The organism is Alphaproteobacteria bacterium endosymbiont of Tiliacea citrago, from assembly GCF_964031065.1.
GTDB lineage: Bacteria > Pseudomonadota > Alphaproteobacteria > CAJXXZ01 > DAHXLG01.
Map to the genome: position 1 here is coordinate 209,567 of NZ_OZ034995.1, position 25,002 is coordinate 234,568.

The window sequence follows — 25,002 nt, forward strand, 5'->3', positions numbered from 1 at the left end:
TTAGAAAGGATTTTATATTATTTTTGTAGATTAGTCTATATCATAAAAATATTTTAAAATAAGATAACAAATGTTTGATATATTAATAATTGGAAGTGGCCCAGCAGGATTAACAGCAGGAATATATGCAAAAAGAGCAAATAAAAAAACAGGAATAGTAGAAGGAAAAGAAATTTGCGGACAATTAATGAAAACAGCAGAAGTTGAAAACTATCCAGGATTCGCAACTCCAATTCAAGGACCAAAATTAATGCTGGAAATGTACAATCAAGTCAAAAACCTAAACACAGAATTTATAAAAGATTTTTTAATCGATTTTGAAAAAAAAGAAGATGAATTTATAGTAAAACTTTCGAAACAAACACTAAAAACAAAAACATTAATAATAGCAACAGGCGCAACACCAATAATGTTAGGAATAGAAAAAAAATTCATAGGAAAAGGAGTGTCAACATGTGCAACATGTGATGGATCTTTTTTCAAACAGAAAACAGTAGCAATAATAGGAGGAGGCAACACAGCAGCAGAAGAAGCCCTTTATTTATCAAACATAGCAAAAAAAATATATTTAATTCACAGAGGAAGCAAGTTAACTAGCGAAGAAATAGCAAAAGAAAGATTAAACAAAAAAACAAATATAGAAAAAATATTTCATACGGAAGTAATTGAATTTTTAGGAGATGATTTTTTGTCATCAATAATAATAAAAAATAACCAAACAAATGAAAAACAAACATTAAAAGTAGATGGAACATTCATAGCAATAGGATACAAACCAAACACATCTTTTTTAGCAAACAAACTAGATTTAGATGCAAAAGGATACGTAAAAGACCAAGTAATAACCAAAATAAAAGGATTGTTTGTTGCAGGAGATGTACACGATTCAAAATATAGACAAGCAATAACAGCAGCAGGATATGGATGCATGGCAAGCTTAGAAGCCCTAAAATATTTAGATAAATAATATTAAATCAGATTCATCTCCAATCATAACCAATAATACTACCAACAGAACCATCTTCTTTCTTCAAAAAAGATTTAAAATTTTTAACAGAACAAACACCAATAGGAAGCTGATTTTCAGAAGCAATAGAAACAGAAGATAAATCAAGAACAGATAATTTTTTTTCAATAATATGGCTATAAGAAACCTTATTTAAAATTTTAGAATCATTAAGAGAAGGATCCATATCATAAACCCCATCAACTTTAGTAACTTTAACCATAGCATCAACACCAACTTCAAGAGATTTGATAACAGAACTTAAATCAGTGCTAACATACCCAACAGAACCAAGCCCCCCACCAAAAATAACCCAATACCCCTGATCAAAATAAGAAATAGCAACTTCAGGAGAATATTTAACCCCAAAATCAGAAAAATGAGTCAAAACAACAGATTTAAATCCCATAAAATTCAAAAACTCACTCAACAAAAAAGAATTAAATAAAGTGCTTAAAACGCCAAGTTTATCAGAAGTATTTCGAGTAAGAGCAGGAGAATTTCTGCTTGAAGAAACATCAATTTGCCCCCCTCTAATTCTATTACCCCCACCAACAACCATGTATCCAGAAGTAATCTCACTTTCCTTTAATGTATTAAAAAAAAGAACGCCATCATTGGTTAAATCATTAGAAGCAGAAAAAAATTCACCAGATATTTTAAATAATAAATTCATATAAAAAAATATTAAAAAAATAATAATAGCGAAGCAATAATAAAAAAAACAAAAGATATTAAGATTATGAAGTTTTTGTTAAAATTTCAGGATGAAAAATTTTATAACATTGCTGCCTCCTCCAAACATAACAGGATCACTCCACATAGGTCATTATTTTAATTGGGCACTTCAAGATTTTTTAATTCAATATAAAAAAGCAAAAGGATACAAAACAGAATGGATCCTAGGACTAGACCATGCAGGAATAGCAACACAATATGTGGTAGAAAGAAAATTAGCAGAGAAAGGCGAATCAAGAAAAGAATTAGGAAGAGAAAAATTCAACGAAAAAATTCAAGAATGGAAAATAGAAGCAGAAGAGTTAATTCAAAAACAAGTAGATAACTTTAAATTTGATATGAATTGGAATGTAAGACACTTCACAATGGACGAAGATCATCAAAAAAGAGTGAGAGAAGCTTTTGTAAAACTTTATAAAGATGGATTAATAGAAAAAAAATTAAAAATAACAAACTGGGATACAAAATGCAAAACAGCAATTTCAGATTTAGAAGTAATAGAAAAAGTAGAAAAAAGCAAAATATATATAATTGAATATAAAGCAGAAAACAAAGAAGAAGAATCATTATATGTAGCCACAACAAGGCCAGAAACAATATTTGCAGACGTAGCATTATGCCTAAACCCAGAAGATCCAAGAGCAAAAAAATTAGAAGGAAAAAAATTTTTAATACCACTAATAAACAAAGCAATTCCAGTAATTTTAGACGAACTATGCCAAGCAGATAAAGGATTAGGAGTATTAAAAGTAACACCAGCACATGATTCTTTAGATAACGAAATAGGAGAAAAACACAAATTAGAATTAATAAGCATAATAAACGAAGAAGGCAAACTATATAACACAATAAAAGAATTAGATGGATTAACAATAGAAGAAGCAAAAAAAGAAATTATAAAAATTTTCAAAGAAAACCAAATAAATTACGAAGAAAAAGAATGGGAAGGAATAAAAAAATACACAGAAAAATCAGGAGTTCCATTAGAAATGATACTAACAGAACAGTGGTTTTTAGATGTATCAACAATGGCGAAACAAGCATTAGAAAACATAGAAGAAGTAAAATTTTACCCAGAATATTTAAAAAACACATTCAAAAATTGGATGATCAACATAAAACCATGGTGCATTTCAAGGCAAATATGGTGGGGACATCAACTACCAATATGGTATACAAAAGAAGGCGAAATAATTTGCGAAACAACAAAAGAAGAAGCAGCAAACAAAGCAAAAGTTGATAAGGAAGAACTAAAACAAGAAACAGACGTTTTAGACACCTGGTTTTCATCAGCATTATGGGCAAATTTAACAGAAGAAAAAATAGATGTATTAATAACAGGAAAAGACATCTTGTTTTTTTGGGTAGCAAGAATGATAATGTTCAGCCTATATTTATACAATAAAAACCCATTCAAAAAACTTTATTTCAACGGAATAGTGAGAGATAAAAATAACGAAAAAATGTCAAAAACAAAAGGAAATGTAATAAATCCAATAGAATTAAATGAAAAATATGGAGAAGATGCCTTAAGATTCACATTATTAAAAAACACAGCAGGAAACAAAGATATAAAACTAAACGAAAAAGAAGTAGAACTATCAAGAAATTTCATAACAAAAATAAGAAATGCAGAAACATTTTTAACAAAATATATGAACAAAAATTATAAAGAAAATGAAAATTTAGATAGTTGGATAGAAACAAAAATTTTTGAATATAAACAAGAAATAGAAACAAACATAGAAGAATACGAATTTCAAAAAGCAGCAGAGCTATTTTATGACTTAATGTGGAATCATTATTGCAATTGGTATATAGAAGGACTAAAAGAAAACCCAAGCACAAAAGCAATAAATTATTTTTACGAAATATTAAAAATAGGACAACCATTTTTACCATTAACAATAGAAAAAATTCTCCCAAAAGAAAATAAAAAAATAACAATAACAAAAAAAGAAACAAACTTTGAAAAAGTAATAAAAATCACAAAGTTTTTAAGAAAAATAAAAAAACACAGTGATATAAAAACATTTTATATAGAATTTGAAGAAAAATTAATTGAAAATTATACAAAAATAAAAAATGAAAAAACATCAAATTTTGCAATAATTTTAGAACAAGAAAAAATCTTCATAGAAAAAGAGCATATAGAAAAAGTAAAAGAAGCAATAGAAAAAGAGAATAAAGAACTAGAAAAAGAAAGATTAGAACTAACAAAAAAGATAGAAACAGCAAAAAGCGTACCAAACAACATTGTAGAAGAATGGAAAAACAGAAATAAAAACACAGAAGAAAAATTAGAAGAAATAAACCAATTAAAAAAATTAATAAAATGAAACGATATTGACGATAAAATTAAAATAAAAGAAAATAAGAGCAAGATGAAAAATAAAATAAAAAATTTTTTGTTAACATTTTTAATAATAGCAACAATAGAAATAAAAACAAAAAAAGATAGATCAAAAGAAAATAAAATAATAAACGGACACAATTTAGATGAATTAGAAGAAGGAGATATATACGTAGGACAAAGCGAAAGTGAAGTTTTAAACATTCTAGGAAAACCACTAATAATTCCAGGCCAAACAAACACGTTGTATTATTTCAAATCAGTAAGATCTATATATCCAGTTTTTCCATTAAGAGGAAAAATAAAATCAGGAACACTTTTAATTATAGAATTAGATGAACAAAGAAAAATAATTAGTTTCAAAAAACAAGAATATCACGCATATAAAACATCAAAATCAATAGAAAAAAGACTAAAAGAATTGATAGAAAAAAGAAAACAAATAGAAAAAAATCAAAAAGAATTTGTTCAAAAAAATGATGAAAAACAAATAGAAAGAATAGAAAAAGCTAAAAAAAGCAAAATTAAACCTAAAAAATAAATATGTTTTATAAAAAAAAAACCTTTCCAACACGTCAAAACATTAGTTTTTTAAAGTTACTTTTAAAAAGAACAAAAATAAAAAATTTAGATACAAAAACGCATAAAAAAAGTTCAAATTTCAACTGTTTTTAAGCCTTTTTTAACGTTTTTTTAGCATAAAAATTACAAAATTATTTAAAAATAATCTTCATAGGAATTCCACAAAAACCAAAATGATTGGATAATTTTTTCTTTAACATGATTTCTTTATCTCTAGCAATTTCCGAATTTATAAAAAATTTAGGATATGCTGTTTCAATCTGAGAAATGAATTTAATCTTGGGTTCTAACGGTTTTATATAAGAAACAAGCCAAGTATTCAAAGTAGAAGTCGAAATTCTTTTATAAAAACTTGATTCCATCGACTTCATTAAATTTCTTATAGAGTGTAAATTAACTTTTGTCAAACAAGAAATGCATAAAATCGGAATATTAAAGATTCTCTCATACTTGTTTTTTATTTCTGCCAATTTTTTATTATTATTAATTAAATCAATCTTATTAATAACAAGAAAAACCGGCTTGTTTCGCTTAATAGCTAAATTAATCATCCTAAAATCTTGCTTTTCATTTTCCAGGTTGGTTATAACCATAATACCGAAAACGTTGTTATATCTAGGGAAAAATGCATTATGTCGCTGTCCTGGAGTATCTAACAAAACGTTGTCGTCTATATCTACGGGTAAAAACTCTTTTGTGGTTCCATCTTCATCTTTTACTTTGTGTAGATCAAATTTTAACAAAGAATTAATTAAAGAAGACTTGCCCACGTTAGGCTTACCCATAACGGCCCAAATTTTCTTTTCTAAAGAAGGTGTTTCTTTATAATGATCCATAAACATATCTTTTAATTTATATATGTTAAAACGAGATCTTAACGAGATTTTGATATGCTGATCAAAAAAAGAATAATCAAAATCCTCTCCTTTATCTATTTTATTCACTATTACTAAAATATTTTCAAATTTAGACTTTAGCTCTAAATATAGTTTTTTATCATAATCAAGAAGTACGTTTTCTACAACGAAATATATATAATCAACCTTAGCTGGTAAATTTTCAAATTTGAAAACACCAGGAGTATCCCAAAGCGTTATATTGCCTATTTTATGAGATCTCCAATCTAAAGTTGTGCCATCCTCATCTCGAGTAATTGCCTCATTTTTAGATAAAAGAAAATTAAAAATTGAGGATTTTCCAACATTAGGTCTACCAACTAAAAAAATATTAAATGAATTTTTGAACATAATTAACTTAGACTAGTTTAATCTTTTTTGATTTTATATCAACCAAAATTAATGTGTTGTTTGAATAAAAAACATGCGAAATAGCAAAATCTCTTAAAATAAATTCAAAAACCTTGCCTTTTTTGATCAAAAAACACCTAGAATCGTAAGTGTTTTGAGAATATCTAAAAAACAAATTTTTGAAAAAATAATTATAAAGATAAATTCCATCATAAGTTTTTTTTCCAAATTTTAGGATATTAGAATCAATAACAATAGGAGACTTAAACAAATCAATATTATTGTTATAAACCATCGAAAAATCTGATAATTTCATTGAAATAAACTTTTTTTTACCATACAAAAAAACACTGTTTTTTAACAAAACCATATTGTCAAATAAATAATCCAAATAATTATTTTTTAAAACTTTTCCAGATAATTTATGAATAACCGCAAGTCTTTTTCCATTTAAAATATAAAGATCTTGTCCAAGAACAAATCTAAAATTACCTAACTTAGAGGAATAAAAATCATTGTTATAGAATATCAAATTAATTTTTCTCATAGGAGCATCGAACCTGAAACCCAAAATTTCTTTATTATGAGAGACTAAATAAAAACGATTATTATCGACGTAAAGATCCATTCCATAATATTCATTGTTTTTAAAATTATAACTTGCAATTTCATTTCCACCATGATCAAAAACTCTTATATATTTTCTAAATTTCACATAAATATATTTAGAGTCACAACAAAAACAATGAATTTTATCAGTTCTATTCATATCCTTAAATTTTATAACTGTGTGTTGATTGTTTTTTATGTTGAAAATATTAATAGCATTTTCTTCTGAAAAACCAATATAATTTTCACCAACTAATTTTAAAATGATTCCTTTTTTTGGCGTTTTTAAAAAATTAGAAAACCCTGTTTGAGGTTCAACCACTGAAACATCTGTTTCTTCACTAACATCTCCAAACGTGCTTTTTTTACTGTTAGTTGTTTCTGACTTTACGGCTATTCTTGCAACAAAAAAACTAAAGTTAAACAATAAAAAACTTAATAATTTCATTTTTTTTCTCCTTTATACTGAATTAAAACATTTAAAAAAAATGGTGTTTTTCCTTCTTGAAAAGACTTACCATAAAAAATTTTAGAAAGAATTAACAAGTTTCTCCATTCGCTTGCTTCTAAAATAGAATCAAAATCATCTCCAAAAATTCCATCTAATTGATTTAAAAATTTCAAATACTTTTTAAATAAATCGTTCTTTTGCGCCAGTTTCTTTATTTCTTTTTTTTCTTTATCTTTTTCTAAAATAATTTGCCTAATTCTTTCATAAAAACCAAACTGTTTATTTTTTAAAAAATCTTCAGATTTTCCAGATATATAATCTAAATAAGCGCTAGAAGATTCCAATTCAAAAGAATGCTTTAGATAAAGACAAATACCACCTGCAAAAACAAAACCTAAAAAGATTAAAAGAATTATTTTCTTTTTTTTTAAATAATCCACAAAAGTTAAAATTTTTGAATAAAAATAATGAAAATTCATACAGGAATGCTATCAAAAATAAAATAAATGTACAAATTCTAAACAAAAAGTTGAAAACTTATAGGGGTTTTTTTTCTTTTTTTTCAATTAATTTTTAGTTTTCCACAATTTCCACATGCTTAATTATTGCTATTATTTTATATTTATGTATAAATGATAGTGTTCAGTAATATGGAAAATTTCTTAGAGGTTAATCCTGAATCAATTTTAATTGATCCAGATTTGTTTGAAAACTTCTTTTCTGTTATAAAAAAAAGAGTTCCTGTTTTTATTCAAGACTCCAAGTTGTATGTGTTTACCAGAAATGAAGATCAAACAAAAGATTTAAATATAATAAAAAAAGAAATTGACCTGGATTTATTAAATGAAAAATTTTACTTAATAAAAAATTATAAAAAATGGAAAGACACTCGAATTTTCAATAAAGATGCTCCTATTCGGGCTATTCTTGATTTTTTATTAACGGAATCTATACTGAATAATATTTCTGATATTCATTTTAACATCATTAATGAAACTGAAGGATCTATTAAAGTAAAGAAAAACACTATGCTTTTTGATTATTGTGTTTTAAGCAAATCACAATTTGAATGTTTATTATTGTGTTTTAAAGTTTTATCTTTGATGGATACATCTAAAAAGTTATTACCTCAAACTTCTTCTTTTTTTAAAATATTTAGAGGAGAGGTTGTTGATTTTAGAGTATCCACTCATCCAACTTTTTTAGGTGAACGTTTTGTTATAAGAGTTCTTGAAAAAAAAAATGTTAATAATTTTAGAAAAATGAATCTTCCTGAAAATATTATTGAAATAGTTGAAAAAGTAATTGACTATCCTAATGGGTTAATTCTTTTTACTGGTCCTACTAACTCTGGAAAAACAACTTTAATTCATTCTATTATTAGCGAAATTTCTAAAAAAAATTTAACAATTATGACATTGGAAGATCCTGTTGAATATAGAGTTCCTGGTATCATTCAAACCAATGTTTCTGAAAATGGACTTTCTTTTTTTGAAGGCATGAAGTCTATTTTAAGGCAAGACCCTGATGTTATTTTTTTAGGTGAAATTAGAGATAGTGATACTGCAAAAATTGCTGTTCAAGCTGCTTTAACTGGGCATAAAGTTTTATCTACTCTTCATGCTTATTCAACAAAAGGAGCCGTTACTAGGTTGTTAGATATGGGGGTATCTAACATTCTTTTAGCAGAATCTTTAATTAGTGTTTTTTCACAAAGGCTTTTAAGAAGTTCTTGTGATGATCAGTTAGTTTTATTAATAGATGCTTTGTTTTTTAATGAAGAAATGAAGGATCTTATTAGAAAAAACGATCTTAGTTTTATTAAAGATGATCTTAAAAACAACGCGAAAAAACTTTTATTATCTGGTTTAATAGATGAATTTGAAATTAAAAGAGTTTTAGGCTAATAACAGTTATTTTTAAATTAATTGTTTTTATTTTTTTTATTTAAATTAAAAAAAGGGGGGGATTTTGAAAACAAAGGTATTTTATTCAACTTTTTATTTAAAAGATTTTATGTCTTTTAAAAATTGTGTTTTTAATAAGAGAAAAGTAACAAATTCGGAAGTTTTAATCTTTTTTAAGTCTGTTTTTGAATTTTTTAATGTATACGATAATATTGTGCAATGTTTGGAATCTTCTTTGCATTCTATTTCTAATCAAAGAGAAGCTTTTATAAACATGATCAATAGCGTAAAAAAAGGATCTTCTTTTTCATTAGCTTTAAAAAATGCAAATATAACTTCTGAAACTGTTGTTAATATTATGAAGGCTGGTGAAAAAAACAATGATTTTTTAGGCAGTTTGAAATTAGTCGTTGAATTTTTAGAAAAAAATCAAAATCAAAAATCAGAACTATTTAGAACTTTGTTTTATCCTGTTTTTACTTTTTTTGCTTTTTTTTCTACTTTAATAACTTTTTCTAGGTTTGTTGTTCCTTCAATGATAGATTGTATGATCGAATTAAATGAAGACGCTTTGCTAAATTTTGTTTTAGTAAAAAGAGTTTTGTTTGGGTTGGAACTTTTTTTTTCTTTTTTTTTCTTTTCTCTTTTGGTCTTGTTTTTTCTTTATAGATTTAAAAGTAATTTATTTGAGTTTGTTTGTTTAAAAATTCCTTTTATTCGAAATTTTTTAATATATTCAAATATTTATCTTTTTTGCTATTATATGAAAATTTCTTTAAAAAACAGTTTATCTGTTGGAGAAGCTTTAGATATATCTATTGATTCTTGCTCTACATATAGGTTTAAATCTGTTCTTCAAAACGCTAAAAAAAAATTATTAACAGGGAATGAATTAAGTTGTGGACTTAACTCCTTTAATTTTACTCCTACTCTGTTTTTAGACATATTACGTACGGGTGAAAAAGCTAATAATTTATTAAGTTCTTTTGAAATTGGCGAAAATTTATTTAAATCTAAATTAGATAATCTAACTTCAAGTATTATTGTAATTTTACCTGTTTTTTTAATTGTTTTTATTGCTTTATTTCTTGTTTGTTTTATTTCTTGTTTCTTTATTCCTTTATATGGAGTTGGAGTTTGATTATGGATTATAACAAATACTCTACTAGCCAAGAATATGAATTAGAGTTTATTCCAGAAGATTTGGGTTTTTTTCAAAAGAAAAGTTATATAAAAGAAAAAGTAAGAGAAAAATCAGAAAACACCTTGATTTTTGTTCAAAAGGATAAAATTCTTTCTGTTGAAGTTGAAGATGAAATGATTGGTTGGCTTCAATATGAGAAAGCTGTCTTTTTTTACAATTTATTTGATTTAGCTAAAAACTATAAATATGTTTTTATTTCTGAGAACGATTCTTTTTTTTATGGCTTTATCGATGGTTTTCCTTGTGTTTTTAAAAGTGACTATGATGAGGCTTTTAAAATTTTAAACGAATATGCAGATGGTGAGTTTATCTCTGTTTTTTGTGTTGGCAAATCTGAATTAGAATATATTTCAAAAAAAACATTACGAGAGATTTTATCTTTATTTCAGCTTGACAATGAGGTTGTTTCAGATTGTGTTATGGAAAGTGATTTGGAATATAACTGTGTTTGCGGCAGTGCTGAGTTTACTAATTTACTCTTTTCTTATAAATCATTAAATTATGAAAAAAACTTTAATTGTTTGAAAAAATCTTGTTATTATGCTGGGTTTGGCATGTTTTTTTTGGTTTTATCTTTTTATGTTAAAAATTTTTGTTGATTTTTGTTTGTTTTTTTTATCATACTAGAAATGAAGCTTTTTTTTATAAAAAAACGAGCTTGTTAAAATATTTGAACAAGGGAGAGTCGTATATGTTTCTATATACTACAAGCAAAATTTCTTTATATTTGTTTAAATATTACAAACCCTATAAAAATTATATTTAAATTTATTTATTTGTCAACATGTTTTTATCTTTTATGATATGTTTTATGTTCTGTTTTAATGGTATGATTTAACTTGATATGTCTTATAACTCAAGTTCTATTAAAGTTTTAAAAGGTTTAGAGGCCTGCCGTACTAGACCAGGTATGTATATTGGTAATCTTGAACATGGTGTTTTTCAAATGCTAAAAGAAGTTCTTGATAATTGTATAGACGAACATTTAGCTAATCACTGCTCTCAAATAACAATTGTTTTTTACAAAGATGGTTTTGCTAGCGTTGAAGATAATGGTCGCGGTATTCCTGTTGATATTCACAAAGAGGAAGGTGTTTCTGCTGCAATTGTTATCATGACTCAATTGCATGCTGGTGGTAAATTTGACCAAGATTCTTATAAAGTTTCTGGTGGTTTGCACGGTGTTGGGGTTTCTGTTGTTAATGCTTTATCTAATAGATTGGATCTTTCTGTTTTTAAGGATGGCTATGAATATAAGGCTGCTTTTGAAAAAGGAGATCTTGTTGAGGATTTAGTTAAGGTTGGTCCAACGAAAAAACAGGGTACTTTTATTAAATTTAAACCTGATCACACTATTTTAGAAAATAATATTTTTAATTTGTCTGAAACAGAAAAAAGAGTCAAAGAATTATCTTATTTAAACCCTGGTTTAAAAATTAAATTAATAGATGAAAGGTGCGATTACTCACAAATTTTTCACGAACCTAATGGTTTAGAGGCCTTTGTAGAAAGTTTAGTTAAAAAAGAGAAAATAAATGACTATATAAAATTTGAATATAAAGAAGAGAATGTTCAAGTTTTTGGTGGTTTTTTATGGACTAAAAGCTACTCAGAAGATATACGATGCTTCACAAACAATATTCCTCAAACAGATGGGGGAACTCATTTAATTGGTTTTAAAACAGCTTTAACTAGATGTGTTAATAATTATATTTCCAAAGAACCTAATTTAGTAAAAAAACTTAAAAATTTACAAATTAGTGGTGATGATATCAGAGAAGGAGTGGTTTGTGTTCTTTCTATTTATGTTAGTGATCCTCAGTTTTCATCTCAAACTAAAGAAAAATTAGTTTCCTCTAATGTTAGAAGTATAGTTGAAAAATCTGTTACAAATTCATTAGATGCTTGGCTTGAAGAAAATCCAAATAAAGCTAAAGAAATTGTTGAAAAAGTTTCTACTGCTTGTTTAGCTAGAGAAGCTGCTAGAAAAAGCAAAGAGGTTTTTAGAAGTAAAAATGGGTTAGAAAATAATTTATCTATTGCTAGTAAGGTTTCTGGGTGTACATTAAAAGATCCTACTAAATGTGAGTTGTTTTTAGTTGAGGGAGATAGCGCTGGTGGTTCCGCAAGACAAGCTAGAGATAGAATGTATCAAGCTGTTTTAGGTTTAAGAGGAAAAATTTTAAACGTTGAAAAAGCTGGTTTTCATAAAATGCTTAACGATGATAGTATTAGGTCTCTCATTGCTGTTATGGGCACTAATATTGGCGATTATTTTGATGTTACAAAAATAAAATACAATAAAATAATTATTATGACAGATGCTGATGTGGATGGAAGTCATATTTTAACTCTTTTAGTTACTTTTTTCTTCCGGTATATGCGTCCTGTTATTGAAAATGGCTATTTATACGTTGCAAAACCACCTTTATATGGTATTAGACAGGGCTCAGATATTACTTATTTAGTTAATGATGAGGCTTTAACTGAATTTTTCTTTAATCGTAATTTAGATAAAATAAAATTTTTTGATCAAGAAACTTTAATTGATGCAGAGATAGTAAAGAAGTTTTTGACTGATTTAACAACTGTAGGCAAAGATTTAAAAAGCCGCAGTGTTTTATTTCAAGCTTTTTTAATTTGTAAATTTAATTCAAAAGATGATTTTAATAGCGAATTATTATTAGAACAAGTTGAAAAAATAAAACCAGGTAAGTGGTTAGTAAAAAACAGTTCTTTTGTTTATGAAATCAATGGTTTAACCTATAACTTTGATTTGAACTTAGATTTGATTCCAAGATCTTATTGGAACTTAATAAAAAATTGGTCAGATTTTTGGGGTTCTGATATAAAAATGCAATACGGTTCTTCTGAAGCAAAAATTTTTAATAATCCTTTTGATATGTATGATCTTTTTAATAAGCAAAGTAGTAGTGATTTAGTTATTGAAAGATATAAAGGATTAGGTGAAATGAATCCTGAAGATTTAAAAAGAACCGCTATGGTTAATTATAGTCAAGTTTATTATAACAATGAGCAAGAAGCAGATGAATTAATAAACAAGTTAATGGGAGATGATGTTTTACCAAGAAAAGAATTTATAGATCAACTAGAGAATATAGAGACTGATGACGACTAAAATTGACTGTTTGTCTTGTTATTTTTTTTAAATGTGTTATAATACAAATGATACTAATAAAACAAGGAGGTTTATATGGATTCATCTAAGGATTTGTATGATATTAAAAACATAGATATTATAATATTTTTTGGAGATTTTAATACAATGCTTTCTAAAGAAGATGAAGAATCGTTATTTTATGGTGAAGATGGTTTTTAAATAAAAATCAAAAGTTTTGTTTTTTTTATAAAATTTTTTATATATTTTAATTTTGACCAAGAGGACTATAAAAGATTAAAGTTTTCGGTATCTTTAAAGTTATTTAATTCAAATAAGGCCCAAGTTAAAGCATCTAGCCTATCATCAGGAAAAGTTAAATGAGCTTTTAATAGTTGTTCTTCAAGCTTATGAAAAACTTCTTTATGAATAACCTTTTTTTGCTCATACAAAGAAGCAATTGGAATTGCTCGTGAATATTTATCTTGTTTAGCTCTAACGCTTTCCCAAGGCAAATTTTTGAATGTTTTTAACATAGACATTAAAACATCTCCACCTTGATTATTTTCAACTATAATTTTTTTAGCATTATATTTTTCATATAGTAAACAAGCTTTTTCCATCCATAAAGAGCAATTCATTTTTCCACTTGCATCTTCTAATATATAAAACTTATCCTTTAATTTTCCTGCAACAATAATACCTGTTTCATCGCTGGTTTCTTTTGCTGTCATAGCTGGATCAATCGCAATAATAACATTCATTTGTAAAATAAGTTGTTGATCAATCTTTTCATATATAAAATTATTGTTAGTCCACAGTTGATTATCATCTTTATCTAATAATTCTCCAAAAATTTCTTGTTTGCCAAATTTAGTATTTCCATATTCTTTTTCTATTATTTTTAAAAAACTTTCTGATAAATTTTGTTTGTTTTCAAAAGTGTTTCCTTGTGTTAAGTAGACATCAGTCCTTTTTTGAAGTTCAAAAATTAGATTTTTTGGCCTAGGAGTTGTAGTAATTATAACTTTTGGTTTTTTTCCTAACCTTAAACAAAACATTAATTGATCCCAAACTTGTTTATCATTATTAAATTTAGCTAATTCATCTATCCAAGCTAAATCAAATTGAGGTCCACGTAATTGTTCAGGGTTTTCAGCGCTATAAAATGTGGCAATAGCACCATTTGGCCAAATAATTTGTTTTTGTGATTTTAAATAAGTGGGGTGTAAATTTCCGTAATTTAAATTTAACAGACCGCTTTCTCCTTCAATCATAACGTTTCTTATTTGATCAAAAGTTTCTCCAATTAAAGCAATTTTTTTGTACTTTTGAGATAAAACTAATTTTTTAATCGCTTCAGCGCCAGCTCTTGTTTTTCCAAATCCTCTGCCAGCTAATATGAGCCAAGCAAACCAATCTCCTTCTGGTAATTTTTGTTTTTCTCTAGCTGTTTGATCCCATGAATCTTCTAATTGATTGTTATAAATAGAGAATCGAGAGGAATATTCTTTTTTTAAAGCATTTAATAATTGTTGATTAAGTTCTGATGAAATTTTTTTTATAGCAAAATCTGAGAAAGATGGCTCTTGATAATTTTTATTACATTTTATGTTAACTTCATAAAATTTTTTAACAAAACTAAGCATTGATAATATTTTAATAAAAAAACAGTGAAAAAAGTCAATTAAATAATAATATTTCAGCAATAATTTTAGCAGGACCAATTTGAATTAGATTATTATTTTCAAATAAATGAGAAATAGCTCCAAGTTTATAGTTTAAAGTTAGATCTTTATGATTAAGATATTTTAGAACGAAGGCAGAAGCTAAAGCAGCAGATCCGCAAGCATATGTTTCTTGTTTAGTACAACTTTCTATTGTTCTAATATGCCATTTATTTTCTTTATTAGAAATAAAAGAATAATTATAGGTGTTATTAGCATAAGAATTAATATCTATAGATAAATTATCTTGGACAAAAAAAATTTTATTTAAATTTCCAACATTAACAAGATAATGATCTTTATCAAAAGATAATTGAGGTTTTTGAGTAATTTGTAAGGAAACAAGATCATCATTAATATTTTTTAAAAAAACATCTCCAGCTAATCTAGTATGAAAAACAACTTCAGGTTTATTTAATAATTTTGCTAAGCATCTAAGACCATTTCCACATAAACGAGCTTCACTACCATCTTCATCCCAAATTTTCACATTGTTTTCAAGGTCAATAGCTAAAACTTGATTTGCTCCAATACCAGAATAATAATTGTTTATTTTTAAAATAAAATTGCTGTTTATTTTATCTAAATGATTTGTTTGAATCAAAATAAAATTATTGCCTAACGCGTTTGCTTTAAAATATTTATTCATAAACCCCCTGTAAAACTTTAATTTCTGCAACTGTTTGTGTGTTGGCAACCTGAAAGGTTTTCTCTGAGTCTGTTTTATAAAAAATTTTTTGATTATTATATTTTATGTAAAAGTTTTTGTGTCCAAGATGAATTATTAAATTATAAGCAACAAAAGCGGTTGAACAACAAGAAAAAGATTCTTTTTGGTTTGGTTTTATTGTTCTTATATTCCAAAAACTATTATGATGAGATAAAAAAGAAACAACAAAATTTAACTCTCTATAAATTTCAAGATTAATCTTTGAACAATCATCAACAATAAAAAATTTATAAATTAAATGATCGAAAAATCTTTTTTTAATAAAATCATGCTCCAAAATAAAAAAATCTTTTGTTTTTTTTATAAAGAATTTTTTAGGAAGTTCAATTAAAGTTTTTTCCTCTTCTAAATTTTTAACAAGAATTTTTCCTAATTGAGAGTTCAAAACAGAGTAATCACAGTTCAAGTATTTAACAAAACAAGCAATAGCACTTTCACAGAAAGCTAATTCATGGCCATCAGAATTGAAAATTTTAAAATCATTACTTTCATTAAAAAGCAAAACATAATTAGCTCCAATACCAGTAAATCTATTGGTAATTAAAGAAATATTATCAAAACAAAAACAATCAAAACTCTTAACTTTAATTAAAATAACATCATCATTACAGCAATGGGATTTAAAAAATTGCATAGTTCGATATTATGCAAAAAAAATTTTTATTTCAATAAAATTAAAATAAATTTTTAGAAGTCTTAAAACTAATAGATTTGATATACATATTTATTTTAGTTTTAAGATCATCAAATTGGTTAGAAAAATAGTGGTCATCATCAATAATTTTATAATCTATGACACAACCTTTTTGAGAAATTAATTGAGAATGAAATCTTTTAGCAATATCAGCTTTAGATATAACATCTTTTTCTGCTTGAACAATCAAACCACTAGGACAAGGAGTAAGCATGTTAAAAGAAGAAGGATCAAGCAAAGTGTTAATAGTTATAAAGTTATCGATTTCAGGCCTCCTCATAGCAGACTGTAAAGCAATCCAGCCACCTAAACTGAAACCAGCCAAGCAAATTTGAGGATGAGGAATCTCATTAGATTCGCATTTTTTAATAAGCCAATCTAAAGAGATTAAGGCATCGGTAATTTTATCTTCGTTATTTAAAGATCTGCCTTGAGACTTGCCAACACCCCTATAGTTAATTTTCAAAGTCGTAAAACCATTAGATTCAAAAGCGTTAAACAGCATGTTGACAATTTTATTGTTCATGGTTCCTTTATGGTTAGGATCAGGAGGAAGAATAAGAGCAAGCTTATCTTGTAAGTTTTTAACTTGATAAAAAACACCTTCAAGTAATCCGTAAGGACTTTCAAGCATAACATCATGCTTTCTTTGAGAATAATTATTATAATACATCTTGATATGTCTTAATTTTATATTAAAAAATCATTATTGTCAAATTAATTCTTTAAAAAAGAATGAAAAATGCAGAAAAAAAAGGAGGTTTCTAATGTTGTGGGTGTGGGGTTGGCATGTATTAGAATCTATAACAAAAAATAGATCAAGAAAAATATTTAAAATACAGCTTTTAATGCAAAATAAAGAAAAAGTTGAAAATTTATTAAGAAATAGTCAAAATTTTCAAAAAACGCAAATAGAAATCGTAGATAATAATTTTTTAAATAAAAAATATGGAAGTCAGCATCAAGGAATAGCGATGCAAGTAAGCCAAATTAATTTTTTTTCGTTAAAAGATTGGACAAATAAGCAAGAAAGAAAAAGTTTTTTAATAGCCTGCGATCTACTAAACGATCCTCACAACTTAGGCGCAATAATAAGAACATGTAAAGCCTTAGGAGCGAACGGAATTTTGGTAACAAACAATAAAAGTGCACCATTTAACGGAGCATTAGTAAAAGCTACAGCAGGAGCACTAGAAAGTTTTGATGTCATAATGGTAACAAATTTAGCAACATCTTTAATGTTTTTAAAGAAAGAAGGGTTTATAATATATGGATTAGACCATAGAGGTGAGTCTCATTGGGAAAAAGCAGATAGAAGCGTAGTCGTAGTAGGTCAAGAAGGAGCAGGGTTGCGGGACTTGACTAAAAAGCGATGTGATTATACAATTCGTATTCGTACGAAAGAGGATTTTTCGGTTTTAAATGTATCCGTGGCATCCGGAATAATAGTGTCTAAATTTTTAGGAGGATAAGAAAATTGAACAAAAAATTTTGGATAATACTAAGACCTTTTTATGGCTCAATAGGAGTATTATTAGGTTTGAATTTTTTTATGAGTATAGTAAAATACGCGTCAACGCTTTATTTGAAGTTACTTGTAGATTCAGTGGACACAGGTCCAACAGGCGAAGAAAAATTGGTCAAAGGGACATATATAATATTTTTGATAGTATCTTTAATAATGGCAGAATCAGTAAGAAGATATAAAAGTTTTTATCAGTTTAATCTGTTGCCAAAAATAAAAAAATATATATACGATATGTTTTTAGATAGAATGTTAAAATATAAATATGAATACTATCATAAAAAATCTTCAAATGTGTTGTTGAACTCGCTAAGAAATTTATCAGAAGGATCAGAAGAACTTTTAATTTCTTTAAAAGATGTTTTTTGGAAAACCTGCACAGTTTCAATGTCAATTTTAGGATCAGGATTCCTAATTCATAAAACAATAGGAATGATTCTATGTCTTTGGATAGTTATTTGGGTAATAATTTGTGTTGTTTTTGTAAAAAAATCATACCAATATTCTGTAAAATTATATTCAACAAAAAATGATTTTGTAATGTACTTAGGTGATATATTTAACAACATAACAACGGTTAAAGCCTTTAATACGTCTGAATATGAAGAGGAAGAAAGTAAAAAAAATTCAACTCAAGTGCTAGGTATAGAATTAGAAAATAATTTTCTTTTTTTTAAGATCAACTCTTTAAACACATTTTTGTTTTTTGTATTTCTAATATCTTCTTTTTCTGTTTTATATGCAAATAAATTAGCAACACCAGGTAATTTTTTGTTACTTTTTACAAACTTAACAGAGATGTATTTTCAATTGGACGATTTAAATGAAAATTTTTGCGATATAACAGATGTAAGTGGCCAAATAAATGATTCAATTTCTCAGTTATATAGAGAAATTCCAAAAGCAGAAAATCGTGAGAAAATTTTTGAAATAGGTAATGGAGATATAACAATAAGAAATCTAATTTGTCATTCACCGAACGACCAATCTCAAAGAATATTTGGAGTAGATGGTGAAATTTATATAAAAGGTGGCTCAACAATAGCGGTTGTAGGAACATCAGGAGCAGGAAAAAGCACTCTATTTAAATTGTTATTAGGTTTAATTAAACCTTCATCAGGAGAAATAATTATAGACGGTCAAAATATTTTCGAATGTAGTCTTGCATCAGCAAGATCAGCTTTTGCATTTATACCGCAAGATGTTGGTTTATTTCATAGGTCAATTTTGGAAAATGTAAAATATGGATCATTCGATAAAAAATTAGAAGAAGTGGTGTCAGTAGTGGATCAATCAAAATTAACAGGTATAGTGAATGGATTAAGATATGGATATAACTCTGTTTTTGGGAAAGATTGTAATTTTTCAGGAGGACAAAAACAAAGAATGGTAATAGCAAGAGGATTATTAAGGCAAGCAAAGATATTTTTGTTTGATGAATCTACCTCGGCATTAGATGCAAAAACAGAATATGAAATATTAACAAGTATTTCAGATATAACCAAAGGATGCACAAAGTTCATAATAGCACATAGATTAAAAACCGTTAAAAACGCAGATTTAATTTTGGTGTTTGATAAAGGAAGATTAGTCCAACAAGGAAGTCATGCAGAATTAATCCAAGAAAAAGGATTATACTCAGAGTTAATGGATTTAATGTAAAAAAAACAATATAATATTCCTAATATTATGTTAAAAGAAATAAAAGAAAAATTTTTAAATTTTTTCAAACAAAAAGGACACTTAATAATAAAAAGTGCGTCATTATTGCCTAAAAACGATAAAAGTATTTTATTTATAAATTCAGGAATGGCTCCATTAAAGGCATATTTTTTAAACGAAGAAACCCCACCAAGTAAACGTTTAGCAAATTCGCAAAAATGCTTAAGAGTAGGCGGAAAACATAATGATTTATCAGAAATAGGATACACAAAAAGACACCACACTTTCTTTGAAATGCTTGGAAATTTTTCATTTGGAGATTATTTCAAAAAAGAAGCAATAGATTATGCCTGGGAATTTTTAACAGAAACTTTAAAACTAGATAAAAACAGACTCTATATAACAATTCACCCAGATGATAATGAAGCAAAAAATTTTTGGTTAAAATATGTAAACGAAGAAAAAGTAACAAAATTAACATCGAATATTTGGACAATGGGAGATATAGGTCCATGGGGATACTGCAGCGAAATTTTTTATGATCTAGAAGAAGCAGAAGGGACGCTAGAAGAAGGAGATAGATATTTAGAGATTTGGAATTTGGTTTTCACTCAATTTTGTAATGATGGCAAAAAAAATTTCAACTTAGACTTTCCATGTATAGATACAGGTATAGGATTGGAGAGAATTACATCAATTTTAGAAGGAAAAACAGATAACTATGAAATTGCGTTTTTCAAAAATCCAATAAAACATTTAAACATAGAAAAGCACACAGCACATAGTAAGATATTTTTAGATCATTTAAGATCAACATCAAATTTAATAATGGAAGGAATAAAGCCAGGACCAAGCCAAGAAGGATACGTTTTAAGAAGATTAATTAGAAGAATGTTGAGATCTTTCTATACCTTTGAAAACATAATTTTAGAAGAAGTGATAAAAAACACGTATAACGATTGGAAAGATTTATATGATTTTAACTATGAAGTAATTTTCCCTATTTTAGAAAAAGAAAAAACAAGTTTTGAAAACACAATTAATGAGGGAATGAAAAAGTTTGATGATATGTTCAAAAAAAATAAAGAATTAACAGCAGCAAACATTTTTACATTACACGATACATACGGTTTAACAGTAGATATAACCTATGATTTATTAAAAGAAAGAAAAGGATCAGGTGATTTTCAAGGTTTTGAAACCTTAATGGAAGAATCTCGAAAAAAAAACGAAAAAGAAATTTTAGAAGTAAATTACGAAGAAACAATTTTTGTAGAAGAATCAGAAACAGAAGCAGAATTAATAGGAATAGAAGAAAAATATTTGATTTTCGATAAAACAGTTCTTTATGGAGAAGGAGGAGGTCAAATAGGAGACACAGGAGAAATAACAGGCGAAACCTTTAAAGTTAAAATAATAAACACAAAAAAACACAATAAAGTTTACTTTCATGAATATGAACTTTTGGAAGGAGAAATAAAATTAAATCAAAAATGCCATCAAAAAATAGATAAAAAAAGAAGAAAAAAAATAGAAGCGCATCATTCTTGTTCTCATTTACTGCAATTTGCATTAGAAAAAATTTATGGAGAAGGAATTCAACAAATGGGCTCATATGTAAGCGATGTAAAATTCAGAGAAGATTTTTCATTTCCGAATAAAGAAATAGATTTAAAAAAAATAGAAGATGAAATAAACACAATAATAGAAGAAGAAAAAGAAACAAAAATAATGCAAATGGAATTAAATGAAGCAAGAAAAATAGGAGCAAAAGCATTTTTTGACTATGAAGATAAAGTAAGGGTAGTCAAAGTAGGCGATTCATTAGAACTTTGCGGTGGAACGCACGTAAAAAATGCAAAAGATATAATAAAATGCAAAATATTAAAAATAACAACAGTCAAAGCAGGAGTCAAAAGATTTGAAGGAGTAGCAGGAAAAGCATATATAGAATATTTAGAGGAAAAAGACCAAATTTTTGAAACAGCATGCAACATGTTAAATTGTAATAAAGAAAATTTTATAAATTCAGTTAAAAAATTAACACAAGAAAAAAAAGAATCAAAATTAGAAAATAAAGCAGTAATAAAAAGTTTAACGATTGGATTAGTAAGTGGAAATGAAGATGAAAAAATTGATGATTTAATAAATAAATATAAATTAGATATTTGTTGTTTATATATAGAAAAAAACAATAAATGCAACATAAAAATCATGAGTAAAGCGAAAGATTATAGCGCAAAAGATTTGGTAAACAAAATATCATCAATAGTAGAAGCAAACGGTGGCGGAGGTAACCCAGAGTTTGCCCAAACAGGAGGAAAAATTCAAAAAAATTTAGATCCATTATTCAAAGAGCTAATAAATTCAATCGCCTAATAGAGCACATTGTGAAAAAACACAACATAATATAGAATAAAACGATGTTTCCACATTCCATAATAAAAAAATTAAAGAGCAAAATAATTTACCATGTTTCAAGTTTTTGTAAAAGAGATTATTTAGAAGTTCGTTTTATCAAAGACGCAAAAAAATTAAAAATATTTTACTTAGAAAGCATAAAAAGAAGTATGGAAAGGGTAGAAAGAGAATTATTAGTTCATAATAAAAGTTACGGAATATATTCAAAAGATAGCGTGTTAGTCGAGGGAATAGAAAAAACATATTGGAACGTTGAAATAATAGATAATTATGAAAATTTTGCAAATAATTTAGTCCATTGGGGAATAAGTATTGCATTAATGAACGAAGAAAAAATTATGAGTATAAGTTATTATATTCCATTTTTAGATGAATTTTTTTATTGTGCAGAAGAAGAAGGATGTTTTTTAAACGATAGAAAAATAACGTTATCAGGTTCTTCAAAAATTGTTTTAGGAGTAGGCACAAAGAAAACACCTGAAAGAAAATTAGGGTCAGACATATTATCAATAATGTATACAGCCTGTGACAGATTTAACATAACAGTATTAGAAAACACATCTTTTAATGAAAAATTATCAAAATTAGTAATGAAAGAAACAAGAGGCGGTTATTTAAAAATTAATAACAAAATAATAATTGGCAATGAACTAGCGGTCAATTCAATTTCAATAACCAAATCATAGCTAAATATTTAAGCATAGACAAAAAAACTTCAATAAAAATAAAAAGCAAAAAAAAACGCGGATGGGAAAGGATTCGAACCTTCGGAACGATGAAGATCGTTCGCCAGATTTCAAGTCTGGTGCTTTAGACCACTCAGCCACCCATCCAAACTTAATTATAATAAATAAAAAAATAAAAATCAAATTTTTAAAGAAACGGAAAACAACATTGAATATAAAAAAAAAAGATGATAAAAGAAAAAGATCATGATTTCAAATATTTTTATATCAGGAACTTTTGTAGCGATGATTCTTTTTGCGCTAAAAGAGTATACCTATCTTAACAACTTAAAAGTAATAAAGCATAAAGAAGTGGAAGATCTTTCAAATATAATAAAATCAGCAGGAATAACGTATTTATTTTCGCAATTAAAAGTACTTTTAGTGGTGGAAGCAATAATAATGGTTCTTTTGTATTTTTGTCTTAGTTTTGAAGTAAGCTTAGCTTTTTTTGCAGGAGCAATACTATCATGGGTTGCAGGATTTTTATCGATGTATTTTTCAGTAACATATAACGTAAAAGTAGCATTGTCAGCAAAAAATGGGTATGAAGAAGCTTTTCTAGCCGCCTTTTCTGTAGGAAAAATAATTGGAGTGTTAGTAAGTGGAATAGCGTTTTTATCTTGTTACTTACTATATATCTATGCAAGAATAAGTAATTTCAAAAGTTTGTCCGTATTATTTATAGGATTTGGATTTGGAGCATCTTTGATATCTGTATTTGCAAGAATAGGAGGAGGAATATTCACAAAGGGAGCAGATATAGGAGCAGATTTAGTAGGAAAAGTAGAGCAAGGAATCCCAGAAGATGATCCAAGAAATCCAGCTGTGATAGCAGATGCATTGGGAGATAATGTAGGAGATGCTTGTGGCATGTCAGCAGATTTGTTTCAAACGTTTGTAGTGCTAGTAAGCGGAGCAATTTTTTTGTTAGTTCAAAGAGAAAAAATAGAATTATTAACAACTCATTTAAATTTAATCTTCACAATTTTAGCAGCAGGAAGCATAGCAAGCATGATAGTGTTGTTAACAGGTTGGTCGTTTAAAGAAACAGATAAATTCGCATCTTTAGGAATATCTATAAAAACCTTTATAATATCTTCTATAACATTATCAGTTGTTTTATTTGCTTTTTTTGGTCATATAGAAGAAATAAGGGAAATAATACTTTCAACAATTTGTGGTTTTTATGCAGCATCATTAATAATGCCATTAACAGAATACTACACAAGTAGCGGTTTTGAACCAGTAGATGGAATTGTTGCAGCATCAGAACAAGGAAGTGCAAATAATATAATTCAAGGTCTTTCAGTTGGATATGGAGCAGTTTTTTTTAATTTATTAGCAATTATATCTACAATTTTCATTGCTTCATATATTCACCAAACAAGAGGAGTAGCATATGCATGTTTAGGAATGATATCAGTTTGTCATGTAATTTTAGCATTAGATGCATTCGGACCAGTAACAGATAACGCAGGTGGCTTAGTAGAAATGGGAGGATTAGAAAACTCAGTAAGAGAAGTAACTGATAAATTAGATGCAATTGGAAATATGACAAAAGCAACAACAAAAGGATACGCGGTTTTCACAGCAGGATTAGCAGCTTTTGTTTTAAATAGTTTATACTCAAAATCTCTAGCAGATAATTTTAATATCACAGAATTAACAATAAACAACATACATTTATTAATAGGTTTCTTTTTAGGGGCAGCAATTGTTTCTTATTTCGCTTCATTTTGTTTGCTTTCAGTTAATAGAGCTAGTATGGCAATAATGGAAGAAGTTAGAATGCAATTCAAAACATTAAAAATAATGGAAGGAAAAGATAAACCTGATTATAATAAAGCAATAGATCTTTTAACACAAGCATCATTAAAAGAAATGATAATTCCATCTTTGTTGCCGATAGTATCAATTCTAAGCCTTTTTACAAGCGAATACTTTTTTTCAAATTTAGAAAATGCATTTTTATCATTAGGTGGATATATGATGGGAGTAACGTTAACAGGAATTGTTTTTTCGATAGCGATGACAGTTTCAGGTGGTGCTTGGGATAATGCAAAGAAAAGCATAGAAGCAAAAGGACAAAAAGGGCAAATGATTCATAAGTCAGCAGTTATTGGAGATACAGTAGGAGATCCATACAAAGATACAGCGGGTCCAGCAATAAATCCATTAATAAAGTTAGTGGGAATTTTTGCAATGATAATAGTTTTCAGTATAATAAAAGTATCTACAGTTCCATCTTTAACAATTATAAAAAATTCAATCATTCATATTGTAAAATAACAATGAATTTG

Annotated in this window: 21 protein-coding genes and 1 tRNA gene; 13 read left to right on the forward strand and 9 right to left on the reverse strand. The window is 26.9% G+C overall.

Translation table 11 applies throughout. The annotated features are described in order from the left end of the window. Positions 1 to 70 precede the first annotated feature (70 nt). Positions 71 to 967, forward strand: a complete 897-nt coding sequence (trxB, locus tag AAHM83_RS01180; protein ID WP_342262193.1) for a thioredoxin-disulfide reductase — start codon at positions 71 to 73, stop codon at positions 965 to 967. Positions 968 to 980: 13 nt separating this feature from the next. On the opposite strand, the gene AAHM83_RS01185 is transcribed toward trxB, so the two are convergent. Next, complete coding sequence (locus tag AAHM83_RS01185) at positions 981 to 1,682, reverse strand: hypothetical protein (RefSeq protein WP_342262194.1); 702 nt, start codon at positions 1,680 to 1,682, stop codon at positions 981 to 983. 91 nt (positions 1,683 to 1,773) lie between these two features. Here AAHM83_RS01185 and AAHM83_RS01190 point away from each other — a divergent pair, with 91 nt between their 5' ends. Together AAHM83_RS01190 and AAHM83_RS01195 are read left to right on the forward strand one after the other, a co-directional pair. Next, positions 1,774 to 4,083 carry a valine--tRNA ligase gene (locus AAHM83_RS01190; RefSeq protein WP_342262195.1) on the forward strand — a complete coding sequence of 770 codons (2,310 nt, stop codon included), beginning with the start codon at positions 1,774 to 1,776 and terminating at the stop codon, positions 4,081 to 4,083. Positions 4,084 to 4,128: 45 nt separating this feature from the next. Beyond that, positions 4,129 to 4,638 carry a hypothetical protein gene (locus tag AAHM83_RS01195; protein WP_342262196.1) on the forward strand — a complete coding sequence of 170 codons (510 nt, stop codon included), beginning with the start codon at positions 4,129 to 4,131 and terminating at the stop codon, positions 4,636 to 4,638. A gap of 172 nt (positions 4,639 to 4,810) precedes the next feature. Here the strand turns inward: AAHM83_RS01195 and AAHM83_RS01200 are convergent, their stop codons facing one another. From AAHM83_RS01200 to AAHM83_RS01210, 3 genes are read right to left on the reverse strand one after another with little or no spacing between them, the layout of a single operon-like run. Beyond that, positions 4,811 to 5,926 carry a GTPase gene (locus AAHM83_RS01200; RefSeq protein ID WP_342262197.1) on the reverse strand — a complete coding sequence of 372 codons (1,116 nt, stop codon included), beginning with the start codon at positions 5,924 to 5,926 and terminating at the stop codon, positions 4,811 to 4,813. Positions 5,927 to 5,933: 7 nt separating this feature from the next. Then, a complete protein-coding gene (locus AAHM83_RS01205; protein ID WP_342262198.1) occupies positions 5,934 to 6,983 on the reverse strand; it encodes a hypothetical protein in 1,050 nt (349 codons plus the stop codon). Continuing rightward, positions 6,980 to 7,465, reverse strand: a complete 486-nt coding sequence (locus AAHM83_RS01210) for a hypothetical protein (RefSeq protein ID WP_342262199.1) — start codon at positions 7,463 to 7,465, stop codon at positions 6,980 to 6,982. Before AAHM83_RS01210 ends, AAHM83_RS01205 begins: the two co-directional genes overlap by 4 nt. Before the next feature lie 153 nt (positions 7,466 to 7,618). Here AAHM83_RS01210 and AAHM83_RS01215 point away from each other — a divergent pair, with 153 nt between their 5' ends. The 5 genes from AAHM83_RS01215 (at position 7,619) to AAHM83_RS01235 (ending at position 13,437) form a co-directional block, all read left to right on the forward strand. Beyond that, positions 7,619 to 8,893, forward strand: coding sequence for a GspE/PulE family protein (locus tag AAHM83_RS01215; RefSeq protein WP_342262200.1), 1,275 nt, complete (start codon positions 7,619 to 7,621; stop codon positions 8,891 to 8,893). Positions 8,894 to 8,957: 64 nt separating this feature from the next. Next, positions 8,958 to 10,034, forward strand: a complete 1,077-nt coding sequence (locus AAHM83_RS01220; RefSeq protein WP_342262201.1) for a type II secretion system F family protein — start codon at positions 8,958 to 8,960, stop codon at positions 10,032 to 10,034. A gap of 2 nt (positions 10,035 to 10,036) precedes the next feature. Then, positions 10,037 to 10,696: a hypothetical protein gene (locus AAHM83_RS01225; RefSeq protein WP_342262202.1), complete on the forward strand. Its 660-nt coding sequence runs from the start codon at positions 10,037 to 10,039 to the stop codon at positions 10,694 to 10,696. 245 nt (positions 10,697 to 10,941) lie between these two features. Continuing rightward, positions 10,942 to 13,236 (forward strand): DNA gyrase subunit B, encoded by a 2,295-nt coding sequence (locus AAHM83_RS01230; RefSeq protein WP_342262203.1) that lies wholly within the window; start codon positions 10,942 to 10,944, stop codon positions 13,234 to 13,236. A 75-nt stretch (positions 13,237 to 13,311) separates the two neighbouring features. Continuing rightward, a complete protein-coding gene (locus AAHM83_RS01235) occupies positions 13,312 to 13,437 on the forward strand; it encodes a hypothetical protein (protein WP_342262204.1) in 126 nt (41 codons plus the stop codon). 65 nt (positions 13,438 to 13,502) lie between these two features. Here the strand turns inward: AAHM83_RS01235 and AAHM83_RS01240 are convergent, their stop codons facing one another. Genes AAHM83_RS01240 through AAHM83_RS01255 form a run of 4 tightly spaced genes read right to left on the reverse strand, consistent with a single transcriptional unit; the run spans position 13,503 to position 17,039 of the window. Further along, positions 13,503 to 14,864, reverse strand: coding sequence for a terminase large subunit domain-containing protein (locus tag AAHM83_RS01240; protein ID WP_342262205.1), 1,362 nt, complete (start codon positions 14,862 to 14,864; stop codon positions 13,503 to 13,505). A gap of 34 nt (positions 14,865 to 14,898) precedes the next feature. Then, complete coding sequence (locus tag AAHM83_RS01245; RefSeq protein WP_342262206.1) at positions 14,899 to 15,591, reverse strand: hypothetical protein; 693 nt, start codon at positions 15,589 to 15,591, stop codon at positions 14,899 to 14,901. After that, positions 15,584 to 16,306, reverse strand: a complete 723-nt coding sequence (locus tag AAHM83_RS01250; protein WP_342262207.1) for a hypothetical protein — start codon at positions 16,304 to 16,306, stop codon at positions 15,584 to 15,586. The genes AAHM83_RS01245 and AAHM83_RS01250 overlap by 8 nt, the downstream gene beginning before the upstream one ends. Positions 16,307 to 16,346: 40 nt before the next feature. Further along, complete coding sequence (locus tag AAHM83_RS01255; protein WP_342262208.1) at positions 16,347 to 17,039, reverse strand: alpha/beta hydrolase; 693 nt, start codon at positions 17,037 to 17,039, stop codon at positions 16,347 to 16,349. A gap of 94 nt (positions 17,040 to 17,133) precedes the next feature. Between AAHM83_RS01255 and rlmB the strand changes: the two genes are divergently transcribed. Genes rlmB through AAHM83_RS01275 form a run of 4 tightly spaced genes read left to right on the forward strand, consistent with a single transcriptional unit; the run spans position 17,134 to position 22,660 of the window. Continuing rightward, positions 17,134 to 17,838 (forward strand): 23S rRNA (guanosine(2251)-2'-O)-methyltransferase RlmB, encoded by a 705-nt coding sequence (gene rlmB / locus AAHM83_RS01260; protein ID WP_342262209.1) that lies wholly within the window; start codon positions 17,134 to 17,136, stop codon positions 17,836 to 17,838. Positions 17,839 to 17,843: 5 nt separating this feature from the next. Further along, a complete protein-coding gene (locus tag AAHM83_RS01265; RefSeq protein WP_342262210.1) occupies positions 17,844 to 19,553 on the forward strand; it encodes an ABC transporter ATP-binding protein in 1,710 nt (569 codons plus the stop codon). A 27-nt stretch (positions 19,554 to 19,580) separates the two neighbouring features. Beyond that, a complete protein-coding gene (gene alaS, locus AAHM83_RS01270) occupies positions 19,581 to 21,932 on the forward strand; it encodes an alanine--tRNA ligase (RefSeq protein WP_342262211.1) in 2,352 nt (783 codons plus the stop codon). Positions 21,933 to 21,976: 44 nt separating this feature from the next. Beyond that, positions 21,977 to 22,660, forward strand: a complete 684-nt coding sequence (locus AAHM83_RS01275) for a hypothetical protein (protein ID WP_342262212.1) — start codon at positions 21,977 to 21,979, stop codon at positions 22,658 to 22,660. A gap of 58 nt (positions 22,661 to 22,718) precedes the next feature. Here the strand turns inward: AAHM83_RS01275 and AAHM83_RS01280 are convergent. Further along, positions 22,719 to 22,807, reverse strand: a tRNA-Ser gene (locus tag AAHM83_RS01280). Between the two features lie 99 nt (positions 22,808 to 22,906). On the opposite strand from AAHM83_RS01280, the gene AAHM83_RS01285 reads away from it, so the two are divergent. Further along, a complete protein-coding gene (locus AAHM83_RS01285; protein ID WP_342262213.1) occupies positions 22,907 to 24,991 on the forward strand; it encodes a sodium-translocating pyrophosphatase in 2,085 nt (694 codons plus the stop codon). Positions 24,992 to 25,002: the final 11 nt, after the last annotated feature.

What these genes read in the sequence shown, in the direction of transcription:
- trxB (WP_342262193.1), top strand. Translation starts at nt 71, where the DNA reads ATGTTTGATATATTAATAATTGGAAGTGGCCCAGCAGGATTAACAGCA.
- AAHM83_RS01185 (WP_342262194.1), bottom strand. Translation starts at nt 1,682, where the DNA reads ATGAATTTATTATTTAAAATATCTGGTGAATTTTTTTCTGCTTCTAAT.
- AAHM83_RS01190 (WP_342262195.1), top strand. Translation starts at nt 1,774, where the DNA reads ATGAAAAATTTTATAACATTGCTGCCTCCTCCAAACATAACAGGATCA.
- AAHM83_RS01195 (WP_342262196.1), top strand. Translation starts at nt 4,129, where the DNA reads ATGAAAAATAAAATAAAAAATTTTTTGTTAACATTTTTAATAATAGCA.
- AAHM83_RS01200 (WP_342262197.1), bottom strand. Translation starts at nt 5,926, where the DNA reads ATGTTCAAAAATTCATTTAATATTTTTTTAGTTGGTAGACCTAATGTT.
- AAHM83_RS01205 (WP_342262198.1), bottom strand. Translation starts at nt 6,983, where the DNA reads ATGAAATTATTAAGTTTTTTATTGTTTAACTTTAGTTTTTTTGTTGCA.
- AAHM83_RS01210 (WP_342262199.1), bottom strand. Translation starts at nt 7,465, where the DNA reads ATGAATTTTCATTATTTTTATTCAAAAATTTTAACTTTTGTGGATTAT.
- AAHM83_RS01215 (WP_342262200.1), top strand. Translation starts at nt 7,619, where the DNA reads ATGATAGTGTTCAGTAATATGGAAAATTTCTTAGAGGTTAATCCTGAA.
- AAHM83_RS01225 (WP_342262202.1), top strand. Translation starts at nt 10,037, where the DNA reads ATGGATTATAACAAATACTCTACTAGCCAAGAATATGAATTAGAGTTT.
- AAHM83_RS01230 (WP_342262203.1), top strand. Translation starts at nt 10,942, where the DNA reads ATGTCTTATAACTCAAGTTCTATTAAAGTTTTAAAAGGTTTAGAGGCC.
- AAHM83_RS01235 (WP_342262204.1), top strand. Translation starts at nt 13,312, where the DNA reads ATGGATTCATCTAAGGATTTGTATGATATTAAAAACATAGATATTATA.
- AAHM83_RS01240 (WP_342262205.1), bottom strand. Translation starts at nt 14,864, where the DNA reads ATGCTTAGTTTTGTTAAAAAATTTTATGAAGTTAACATAAAATGTAAT.
- AAHM83_RS01245 (WP_342262206.1), bottom strand. Translation starts at nt 15,591, where the DNA reads ATGAATAAATATTTTAAAGCAAACGCGTTAGGCAATAATTTTATTTTG.
- AAHM83_RS01250 (WP_342262207.1), bottom strand. Translation starts at nt 16,306, where the DNA reads ATGCAATTTTTTAAATCCCATTGCTGTAATGATGATGTTATTTTAATT.
- AAHM83_RS01255 (WP_342262208.1), bottom strand. Translation starts at nt 17,039, where the DNA reads ATGTATTATAATAATTATTCTCAAAGAAAGCATGATGTTATGCTTGAA.
- rlmB (WP_342262209.1), top strand. Translation starts at nt 17,134, where the DNA reads ATGTTGTGGGTGTGGGGTTGGCATGTATTAGAATCTATAACAAAAAAT.
- alaS (WP_342262211.1), top strand. Translation starts at nt 19,581, where the DNA reads ATGTTAAAAGAAATAAAAGAAAAATTTTTAAATTTTTTCAAACAAAAA.
- AAHM83_RS01275 (WP_342262212.1), top strand. Translation starts at nt 21,977, where the DNA reads ATGTTTCCACATTCCATAATAAAAAAATTAAAGAGCAAAATAATTTAC.
- AAHM83_RS01285 (WP_342262213.1), top strand. Translation starts at nt 22,907, where the DNA reads ATGATTTCAAATATTTTTATATCAGGAACTTTTGTAGCGATGATTCTT.